Raw genomic sequence first — 9,705 nt, forward strand, 5'->3', positions numbered from 1 at the left:
TGACAACAGCGTGCTGGGGGTGAAGCGGTAAAAAGGACAGCAGATGGCAAACACTGCATTCCTGTGGTCTAGAGTCACCTGGTTCCGGCATTTTCGTGCGGAACCGGGAAATCCGATTCCTGCACATTCAATGAAGTGACGTTTTAGTTACTGGGGTTTGTGGATCCATCTGCCGTTATAACCTCGGACACGCACAATACGAACGGCCTGGTCATTTTCCAGGACATTCGGTGCGTACCCTGAACTCATGACAAGCTTGGGGCAGGATCGGGCTGGGGAGAAAGGGATCGGCATATGGTGGGCATCCTTACAGGAAGTCCCTCTGCATAGTTGCACTGGTGGACTTGGGATCACGGGCTATCAGCGCTTTCGTCCGTTCCCGCCCATGATGGATCCCATGGCATCGGAAATCTCCTTCCCTATCCTTTCAGCCTCTCCCTCCGCGTAGCTCTCCCTGGGCCAGAAGAAGCCCCTTAGGCCGTCCTTGTGCCTCCTGGGCACGACATGCACATGGAGGTGAGGGACAGTCTGGCTCACCTTGTTGTTTATCGCAATGAATGTGCCATCGCAGTGGAGGACCCTCTGCAACGCTAGCGAAGCAGCCCTGGCCACGCCCAGTATGGATCCCTCTATCTCTGGTGGCACACTGTCGAAGTTCTCCACGTGCGCCCTCGGTATGACAAGGAGGTGGCCCTTGAACAGCGGGCTCCTGTCCAGGAACACCACGAACCTCGGATCTGAATACACCGTTACGCTCTCCACCTTTCCCTGTGCGATGGAGCAGAAGACGCACTCACCGGGAGTCTCGTCTTCAAAGAGCTTCAGCTGCCTGCCGGGCATATACATGCAGGTATGGTGATCACAAAATATACTTAACCGGCGGAATGGTGGAGGCGCGGCTGACGGCAGCACCACCTCATATAACTGCAATGGCCTGCTTCACAGGCGTGCCCGTTGCCTTGCCCATTGCCATATAACTGCACCGCTTCCAGAGCCGGTTGTTCCAGAAAGATGGAAATACATCCAAGGCACTGGCTTTACGTGGAGATCAGGGTGGGCTGCTCAGGATGGTTCTACAACCACTGGTCTGGCTTATTCTATCCAGAGGGCATGCCGAAGTCCAGGTGGTTCCAGTTCTACTCCTCCCGCTTCGATACCGTGGAGATCAACTCCTCCTTCTACACCTTTCCCAGGAGGGAGAGCGTGAGGAGGTGGGCTAGGGCCGCACCGGAAGGCTTCATTTACAGCGTGAAGGCTCACAGGTCCATAACCCATGAGGGCAGGATGCGTGGTGTGCAAGAGGCCATCAGTGACTTCTATTCCACAGTGGGCCTGCTCGGGGGGAAGCTGGGCTGCATACTCTTCCAGTTCCCGCCATCTTTCAGGTACAGCGATGAGAACCTGTCTGCCATCATAGGTTTGCTGGACAGGCGTTATGAGAATGTTGTGGAGTTCAGGCACAGGTCCTGGTTGGAGGGAAAGGCAGCGGGAGATCTGATAGCCCAGGGCATACACGTGGCAGCAGTGAGCTCTGAAAGGATGCCATTCGTCCTTTTCGAAGACAGCGTCCTCTACATAAGGATGCACGGGGATCAGCAGGGCTACGCCACGGATTATTCGGACGAGAGGCTCCTGGGGCTGGCCAGGGAGATCGTTGGAGCATCGCCACGCGCCGTCTACGTTTACTTCAACAACGACTACAGGGCCATGGCACCGAAGAATGCCTCCACTCTCATCACAAAGATAAGGGAGATCATGAGATCCTGATGCCGCATATCCCCATGTGCAGGCAGCATTCAGGAAAACCCCTTTATCTGGACACAGGCAGCCATCACCGCACCTCCGGGGTGCTTATGGGTATGTAGGAGAGGAGGCCCCCATCGACCATGACTGCGGATCCGGTCATGAAGGATGCGGCATCGCTGCACAGGAATGCTATGACCTTGCCCACCTCCTCAGGCCTGCCTATCCTGCCGGTCAGGTGGGCCCTGCCCCACTCTGATATCTTCTCTGCCACCCTGTCCTCGCTGTTTCCCACCTCAAGTACAGCGGCTTTCCTCACCAGGGGCGTGTCTACCGTCCCGGGGCAGACAGCCAGGCACCTTATCCTGGGCCCGTAGTCAAGGGCAACGGATCTGGTGAGGCCAAGGAGGGCGTGCTTGCTGGTGACATAAGCAGCGGCGTTCCTCGTGGCCGAAAATGACTGGACAGAGGCCACATTGATAATGACACCCTGCTCCATAAGGGGAAGCACCTCCCTGATCATAAGGAACGCCCCTGTGACATTGACATCCATTACCCTCCTGAACATTGCCTCGTCCGTCAGGTGCACCGGTGCGTACTCCTCTATGCCGGCGGCGTTCACAAGTATGTCCACCTTCCCCATGCTCTCCTTGATCTCTGACACGGCCCCCAAGACTGCACCTCTGTCCGTGATATCTCCATTTATGTATTCAGCACCTGGTACCCTTTCCGTGGGTTCAGTGTTGGATACCGATACAGGGTGTGCACCCTCGTCCCTGAGGGCCTTCATAACAGCAGCACCTATGCCACCGGTTCCACCTGTCACGACAGCAACTTTCCCCCTGAGGTTTAGGTCCATGGGCTCATGAGGTGAAACCTGTATTATAAGGGATCACGGTGGCGCTGCGGGAGGTTCAGGCCCTCTCCAGGTGCTCCTCTGGCACCAGCTCGCTGCTCTCCACAATCCGGGCCCCGTAGACCCTCCTGAAGTACTCTTCCCAGTTCCCGTCGATCCTTGCGGCCACAGCATCTCTCACTACAACGATGCCGTATCCCCTGTAGAATGCATCAGCCGCCGTGTGCCTCACGCAGATGTCTGCGTCCAGGCCAACCAGGTACACCGTATCACAGCCCTTGACCCTGAGCAGTGTGTCCAGCTCAGTGCCCTGGAAGCCGCTGTAGAAGTGTTTCTCAAGGACGAGCTCGCCCGCCACGGGCCTCAGCTCCTCTATCACCTGTGCCCCCTCGCTACCCTTCATCGCATGCGGGCCCCACAGGGGCATCTCCACATCCTCATCTATGTGGGCGTCGTTCACGAAGAACACCGGGAAGCCAGACCTCCTGAAGTATGCCAGTGTCCTCGCGCATGGCCCCACGACCGATAATGAGGACGGCGTACTCAGGGGGCCATGGACAAAGTCGTTTAGCACGTCTACAATAATAAGTCCAGGTTTCATGCATTAAGTAACATATTCTGGTACAAATCATTTACGAACATGTGTACGTATGGCACTCACATCTGACACTTGATTTATAGGACATTTGAATATGATTTCGCGAGAAGTGACAAATTTCGTTAGCTAACGAACAGCTTAATAGCCCATTAAGCATGCTGACCGCATGCTCTTTGAGGGCATAGACTGGCTAAACCCGTTCGAACAGTACCGCGTGATGAGGGACCGCTCACCTGTGTACTATGACAGTTACGATGGCAGCTGGAACCTCTTCCTCTACGAGGACGTGGCAAGGGCGCTCAGCGAACACCAGACCTTCTCATCGCAGCTCAACGAGGCCGCTGAGATGCCTCTCTCGCAGAGTCTAATACAGCTGGATCCTCCCAGGCACACCAGGCTCCGTGCACTTGTAAGCAAGCCGTTCAGCCCGGCCTGGATAGGGAAGAGGGCTGACAAGATAAGGGAGATTTGCACCTCCCTCCTTGAATCAGTGAAGTCGGATCAGTTCGACTTCGTCAGGAATTTCTCATACCCACTTCCTGTCATGGTTATTGCAGACATAATAGGCATCCCCAGGGATCACATGGAGAGGTTCAAGGAATGGTCAGACGCCGTTGTCACGGGCCAGGCGTTCATGGGCCAGAGAGACTACATGTCGGAGATGGTCACATACTTCTCTGAGATGGTAAGGGAGAGGCAGAGGGACCCCAGAGACGACCTCATCTCGATGCTCATATCCTCCGAGGTAGACGGGAAGCCCCTGTCACCACAGGAGCTGATGGGATTCCTGATCCTGCTCCTCATCGCGGGCAACGAGACAACCACGAACCTGATAAGCAATGCGGTCTACAGCATGAACGAGAACCCCGGAACCTACGATATGGTCGTATCGGACAGGAGCCTCATACCTGGAATGCTTGAAGAGACGCTCAGGTACAGGTCTCCGGTCCAGTCGATGTTCAGGAGGACGAAGGCCGATGTTACTGTGCGAGGCGTAACAATACCGGCAAACTCCTATGTAACTGCATGGATCGGGTCTGCTAACCATGATGAGAGGGTATTCGAAGAGCCGGAGAAGTTCAACATAGAGAGAAAGGAAAACAGGCACATAGCGTTCGGCAACGGCATCCACTACTGCCTGGGTGCCCCCCTAGCCAGGCTTGAGGCGAAGATAGCGTTCGAGGAGATCACGGAGAGGTTCAGGGAAATAAGGGTCGGAAACATCGATTCCGCTAGCATGGTCAGCAGTACAATCGTCTACGGCTTTAAGTCCCTGCCCGTCTCCGTTGTTAGGTAACATAGATATATCTTTTTTTTAATATAGATAATAGTTATTAGAGTGGAGGTTATTGTGGCCTATGGAAATACCCGGCTACAGGGAAGAGCCATTCGAGTGGTACCGGAAGATGCGCAGCGAAAACCCGGTCTACAGGGAGGACAACAACGTCTACATATTCAAGTACAGGGACGTCACAGCAGTACTCGACGACTACAGGACATTCTCCTCGCAGTTCAGGGACCTCATGGCGCCGGAGATGAGGAGGCAGCTCGACGAGCTATCATCACCGAGCATCCTGATACTTGACCCGCCGAAGCACACCAAGCTCAGGAACCTGGTGAGCAGGGCATTCACCCCAATGAAGATCGCATCATACGAGCCAGAGATCAGGAAGATAACGAATGCCCTCCTGGACGTCGTGGATGGCAGGAGTACCTTCGACATAGTGAAGGCCCTCACTTACCCCCTGCCCGTTCTCGTCATATCGAAGATCCTGGGCGTCCCTGACAGGGACATGGAGAAGTTCAAGGAGTGGTCCGACAACCTGGTGCGTGTGCTGGGCTTCGGTGTGGACATGGACACGGAGAGGGAGATGGCCCAGTACTTTTCGGGCCTGATAGATGAGAGGAAGCACTCACTCTCCGACGACCTGATCAGCCTCCTCATAAGGGCAGAGGTCGACGGCGAGCACCTCACCAGGCAGGAGATCATCGGCTTCTCCATCCTGCTCCTCGCTGCAGGCAACGAGACAACCACGAACCTCCTGAGCAACGCCATTGTGACATTCTCCGAGCACCCTGGCTCGTTCGAGAGGCTTAGGGAGGAGCGTTCCCTTATACCGACGGCCATAGAGGAGGTCCTGCGGTACCGCTCACCAGTGCAGTCGACCAGGCGCCTGGTCAAGAGGGAGGGGCGCATAGGAGACATGAAGGTGGAGCCCGGGGACTTCATCTTCGTGTACCTGCAGTCTGCCAACAGGGACGAGGACGTATTCCCGAACTCAGAGGAATTCATAATCGACAGGAAGGAGAACAGGCACGTTGCATTCGGCGAGGGAATCCACTTCTGCCTGGGTGCTCCACTGGCCAGGCTGGAGGCAAGGGTTGCCATGGAGGAGCTAACGAAGCGCTACGGGGACATCAGAGCTGTGCACGTGTCCCCGGAGGACAGGGTGGACAGCTTCATAATGTACGGTTACAGGAGGCTCGAGGTTCAGGCCAGCTGATCCAGACATTTTTTCAACCCCCACCTGAATTCATTTATTAATCCAGGTCTCATACCTGAGGGATGTCAGATAAGCCCATACGTGTGGGAAAGGTGAAGGACGTTTACGATGAGGGCGACACGCTTCTCTTCAGGTTCAGTGACAGGATATCGGTGTTTGACAAGATAATACCCAACACCGTACCCCACAAGGGGGAGAGCCTGTGCAGGACATCGAGCTTCTGGTTCAGGGTGGCCAAGGAGAGCGCCAGGGTTGAGACCCACTTCATCGAAATGGTCTCGCCCAACGAAATGAGGGTGAAGAAGTTCTACATACCAGAGAGCGGTAAGGGCGACCCGCACGAGATCGAGTACGTCATCCCACTGGAGTTCATCACAAGGTACTACGTTGCTGGTAGCCTCTACGACAGGGTCAAGGAGGGCAAGGTCAGGTACGAGGACCTCGGCCTAAACCATGCACCGAAGTACGGTGAGGAGCTGGATGACCCTTTCTTTGAGGTCACAACCAAGTTCGAGAAGTACGACAGGCCCCTGAAACACGGCGAGATCATAGAGATCGGCGGCATGACTAACTCCGAACTCAACGAGATAAAGGAGGCCATACTCAGGGTCGACAGGCGCATCAACAAGTCCGTGTCGCAGAGGGGCCTCATACATGTTGATGGAAAGAAGGAATTTGCCTTCGGCATAGGCAGGGAACCCGTGCTCATCGATACCTTCGGGACCCTTGACGAGGACAGGTGGTGGGACAGGAAGGAGTACGATGAGGGGAAGATAGTGGAGCTGAGCAAGGAGTTCGTCAGGCAGTACTACAGGTCAACCGGCTACCACAGCGAACTTTACTCCGCAAGGGAAAAGGGCCTGCCAGAGCCAGAGATACCTCCGCTCCCCCCAGAAATGGTGAAGAAGACAAGCGACCTTTACGTGACCATGTACGAGAGGATAACCGGGGAAAAATGGTGATTCACTGCGTCCCGAGCTCCACCTGCGTCTCTATGAAGTGCCACAGGTGGTGCTCGAGCTCGTAGGGCCACAGGGATTCTGGTATCTCCAGGAAGTATGAGAGCGGGCTCTGAAATATCTTCTGGGCATCCTGCTGCTGTATCTCCACCTGCCACCTGGAGACGCCTATCTTTATCTTCGTATCTGACGGGTTCCCGTCTATGAGTATCAGGAATGCCCTGTCGGTCCTCAGGAGTGCCCTGTAGATTCCCCCCTTCCTTGCCATGAAGACCACACCCTGTGGGCACGTGCAGGACACTGTCCTGAAGCCCTCATCCTTGAAGAACTCAGATATGAGTGTGACCAGCTTCTCGCTGTTCACGTTTTTCCCGACGTACTGCCTCATTGCGTACAACATACCGGTGTGATGCGGAGTCCTCTAATAAAGTGTGCCACTTGGGGGTAATCCGGATTACCGGTAATCTTATTAGCAAGGTAGGTATGGACGTTCATGCCTGAAGAAGAGAAAAAACAGGACGAACAGGGGGAAGGCAAGACAGTGATATCCATAAAGGGCGTCAGGAAGGACATATACCAGAGGATGATGAGGCTCGCCAGGGATACGGGCAAGACCGTGGGGGAAATAACGAACGAGGCCTACAAGAACTTCCTGGGCACAGTGGACACTGCGAAGAAGGTATCAAGGGAGTTCATCGATTCTGCAAGGGCCCAGCAGGTCAGGTACATCGAGAACCTGGGCAGCCTTGAGATAACGGGGCAGGAGCTCAGGGAGTTCGGCAGGAAGGTGGTCTTCAGGAACATCAAGGAACTCAGGATTACGGATGTGGACGAGGACACCTTCACGTCTGTGGTGGACGGCATAATAAACGTGAACAGCCTGACGGTAACCGGCAACGTGAGGAAGATGACTGTCATCTCCAGGTGCAGCTTCGTGGAAAAGGTGAACAAGGAGTAAGGCCTTCCACTCATCGGTAGGTGGTTCTTTGGAGAGCTGGAACGCAGACCTCTACAGGGCCCTCATGGCCAGGGTCAGGGAGATGGACTGGAAGGGCCGCATCGTTTCCCTGGACCTCGAGACCCTTGTCAGGGGTAAGGGCCAGTTCCTGACCGGTGAGAGGATCATCGCTTACTCCATGAGCATTGCTGGTGACAGGACGGAGGACAGGGTCTACGTGGCCGACAGCGATGATGACGCATCCGAGATGGCACTCCTCAGGGAACTGGACAGGGACTTCGGGAAGTACAGGCCAATGGTGCTGACGGGCTACAACATCTCCGGGTACGACATACCGCTCCTGAACCTCAAGATGAGGAACCTCTCGTTCGAGAACCAGCTGTGGAACGTGAAGTACACCATTTCCACAGCATTCTGTCTGGATGCCATGTACGTCATAGCGGACGACCTCTACAGGTTCGACGGTGACTGGCACATAAGGAAGCTCAGGGACGTCATATCCCACGAGGCCTACGCAGGCCTGAACCTCATGAGGAAGAAGCAGAACGTCATGATGGAGGGCCTTGATGTCAGCGCTGCCATAGAGAGGCTTTGGAGGGAGGACAGGGAAAGGTTCAGGGAGTACTGTGCGGGCGATTCCCATGACGTCATGGAGATAGTAAAGGAGATATTCTCACTTCGATGACCTCCTGAGCATCACTGCGAAGACAGGCACTGCCACCAGGCATATCAGGCCCGCGGCCAGGAACGAAACGTCTATGCCGGTGACGAACGCAGCCTTCTGTGTCTCCGTCAGTGAGACCGATAGGCCCAGGAATGCAGAGCCCAGGATGCTCTCCGGCACGTAGGTGGCCACGATGGTGAAGACTATGGCCATGCCGACAACGGAACCCATGTTGACTATCAGCGACCTGAAGCCGGCCACGATGCCCCTCTGGCCGGGCTCCACCGACAGCATGATTGTGGAGTTGTTGGGCGTGTAGTACAGGCCTATGCCAACACCCATGAGGAGCATAAGGATAGCCAGGATGTAGTATGGTGTGCCTGTGCTGGAGATGAATAGCGCAGCCACCGAGGCACCTGTGAAGGCCAGGCCCAGGGTCTGCACTGTTATGTCGTTCACCCTCTTCACCACGTGCGGCGACATGTAACTGACAAAGCCAAGGCCTGCTGCATAAGGCATGAGGAGTATTCCGGCCAGCAGCGGGTTTATCCCCAGAGGGCCCTGGAAGTAGATGGTGAGGAGGAATATGGCCGAGAACCTGGTTATGGAGTTGAGAAGGACGGATATTATAGAGCCCGTGAACCTGCGGTTCCTGAAGAGGGAGAAGTTGATCAGCGGGTACCTTACTCTCCTCTCCATGATAAGGAAGAGCACCAGGAAGACCAGTGAAACCAGGAGGAAGAGGACCGTTGTGAAGTGTGCCCAGCCCTCGAGCGGTCCCACCGTCAGAAAGAGGACAATGAGCGTCATGAACGCTGAGAGCGTCACCGAACCCACGTAGTCAGGCCTCACGCCGGTCTCCACTGGCTTGACCTCCTTCAGCAGCCTTGATGATAGTACGAAGCCTGCAAGTGCTATCGGCGCGTTGAATACGAACACGTACCTCCAGTTTATGAAGGAGAGGAAGCCGCCCACCAGCGGCCCAACAGCTATTCCCACCCCCATGACACTGGAGTTTATTGCCATGGCCCTCCCCAGCTGGGGGCCAGAAAAACTGTCCGTGATTATCGCAAGGCTGTTGGAGAAGAGGCAGGCTGCGCCGGAACCCTGCACAACCCTGCCGAGGATCAGCACCTGCGGGTCAGGGGACACTGCGGCGATCGTGGAGCCTGCGAAGAACAGTATGTAGCCCGTGGAGTAGATCCTCTTCCTGCCCACCAGGTCCGCTTCCCTGCCGAGAAAAGGCGAGAGCACCGTGAGCACAAGGGAATATATGAGGAGTATCCAGACCGCAACGAAGAAGGTGGTGTGGAGGCTGATCATCACCGTCGGCAGGGCAACCAGCAGGGAGGTGGAGTTGACCACAGCAAGGAAAGTACCCATGCTGGTTATCGCCAGTACCCAGCCTCTGTATTCCATACCG

General features: G+C 55.5%; 11 protein-coding genes. 6 read left to right on the forward strand and 5 right to left on the reverse strand.

Annotation, left to right across the window (positions count from 1 at the left end; all coding sequences use genetic code 11):
• Positions 1–360: 360 nt before the first annotated feature.
• Positions 361–840, reverse strand: coding sequence for an HIT family protein (locus tag IEW66_RS05325; RefSeq protein ID WP_229657500.1), 480 nt, complete (start codon positions 838–840; stop codon positions 361–363).
• A gap of 201 nt (positions 841–1,041) precedes the next feature.
• Between IEW66_RS05325 and IEW66_RS05330 the strand changes: the two genes are divergently transcribed.
• On the forward strand, positions 1,042–1,767 hold the full coding sequence (locus IEW66_RS05330) for a DUF72 domain-containing protein (protein ID WP_188680911.1): 726 nt from the start codon (positions 1,042–1,044) through the stop codon (positions 1,765–1,767).
• A gap of 64 nt (positions 1,768–1,831) precedes the next feature.
• Here IEW66_RS05330 and IEW66_RS05335 read toward each other — a convergent pair whose 3' ends face one another.
• Positions 1,832–2,602: an SDR family oxidoreductase gene (locus IEW66_RS05335; protein ID WP_188680913.1), complete on the reverse strand. Its 771-nt coding sequence runs from the start codon at positions 2,600–2,602 to the stop codon at positions 1,832–1,834.
• A 55-nt stretch (positions 2,603–2,657) separates the two neighbouring features.
• Complete coding sequence (locus tag IEW66_RS05340) at positions 2,658–3,200, reverse strand: cysteine hydrolase family protein (RefSeq protein ID WP_188680915.1); 543 nt, start codon at positions 3,198–3,200, stop codon at positions 2,658–2,660.
• Between the two features lie 163 nt (positions 3,201–3,363).
• On the opposite strand from IEW66_RS05340, the gene IEW66_RS05345 reads away from it, so the two are divergent.
• The 3 genes from IEW66_RS05345 to IEW66_RS05355 all read left to right on the forward strand — a co-directional run bounded on the left by IEW66_RS05345 (position 3,364) and on the right by IEW66_RS05355 (position 6,663).
• A complete protein-coding gene (locus tag IEW66_RS05345; RefSeq protein ID WP_188680917.1) occupies positions 3,364–4,494 on the forward strand; it encodes a cytochrome P450 in 1,131 nt (376 codons plus the stop codon).
• Positions 4,495–4,555: 61 nt separating this feature from the next.
• Positions 4,556–5,701 carry a cytochrome P450 gene (locus IEW66_RS05350; protein ID WP_188680919.1) on the forward strand — a complete coding sequence of 382 codons (1,146 nt, stop codon included), beginning with the start codon at positions 4,556–4,558 and terminating at the stop codon, positions 5,699–5,701.
• Between the two features lie 62 nt (positions 5,702–5,763).
• Entirely contained in the window at positions 5,764–6,663 is a 900-nt protein-coding gene (locus IEW66_RS05355; RefSeq protein WP_188680921.1) for a phosphoribosylaminoimidazolesuccinocarboxamide synthase, read from the forward strand.
• A 1-nt stretch (position 6,664) separates the two neighbouring features.
• On the opposite strand, the gene IEW66_RS05360 is transcribed toward IEW66_RS05355, so the two are convergent.
• On the reverse strand, positions 6,665–7,060 hold the full coding sequence (locus IEW66_RS05360; RefSeq protein ID WP_188680923.1) for a hypothetical protein: 396 nt from the start codon (positions 7,058–7,060) through the stop codon (positions 6,665–6,667).
• A gap of 93 nt (positions 7,061–7,153) precedes the next feature.
• Between IEW66_RS05360 and IEW66_RS05365 the strand changes: the two genes are divergently transcribed.
• Together IEW66_RS05365 and IEW66_RS05370 are read left to right on the forward strand one after the other, a co-directional pair.
• A complete protein-coding gene (locus IEW66_RS05365) occupies positions 7,154–7,618 on the forward strand; it encodes a hypothetical protein (protein ID WP_188680925.1) in 465 nt (154 codons plus the stop codon).
• Between the two features lie 28 nt (positions 7,619–7,646).
• Positions 7,647–8,303: a 3'-5' exonuclease gene (locus tag IEW66_RS05370; RefSeq protein WP_075056898.1), complete on the forward strand. Its 657-nt coding sequence runs from the start codon at positions 7,647–7,649 to the stop codon at positions 8,301–8,303.
• Here the strand turns inward: IEW66_RS05370 and IEW66_RS05375 are convergent.
• Positions 8,292–9,701 carry an MFS transporter gene (locus IEW66_RS05375; RefSeq protein ID WP_188680927.1) on the reverse strand — a complete coding sequence of 470 codons (1,410 nt, stop codon included), beginning with the start codon at positions 9,699–9,701 and terminating at the stop codon, positions 8,292–8,294. The genes IEW66_RS05370 and IEW66_RS05375 overlap by 12 nt on opposite strands.
• Between the last annotated feature and the right edge of the window lie 4 nt (positions 9,702–9,705).

It is taken from the genome of Thermogymnomonas acidicola (assembly GCF_014646795.1).
Classification (GTDB): domain Archaea; phylum Thermoplasmatota; class Thermoplasmata; order Thermoplasmatales; family Thermoplasmataceae; genus Thermogymnomonas; species Thermogymnomonas acidicola.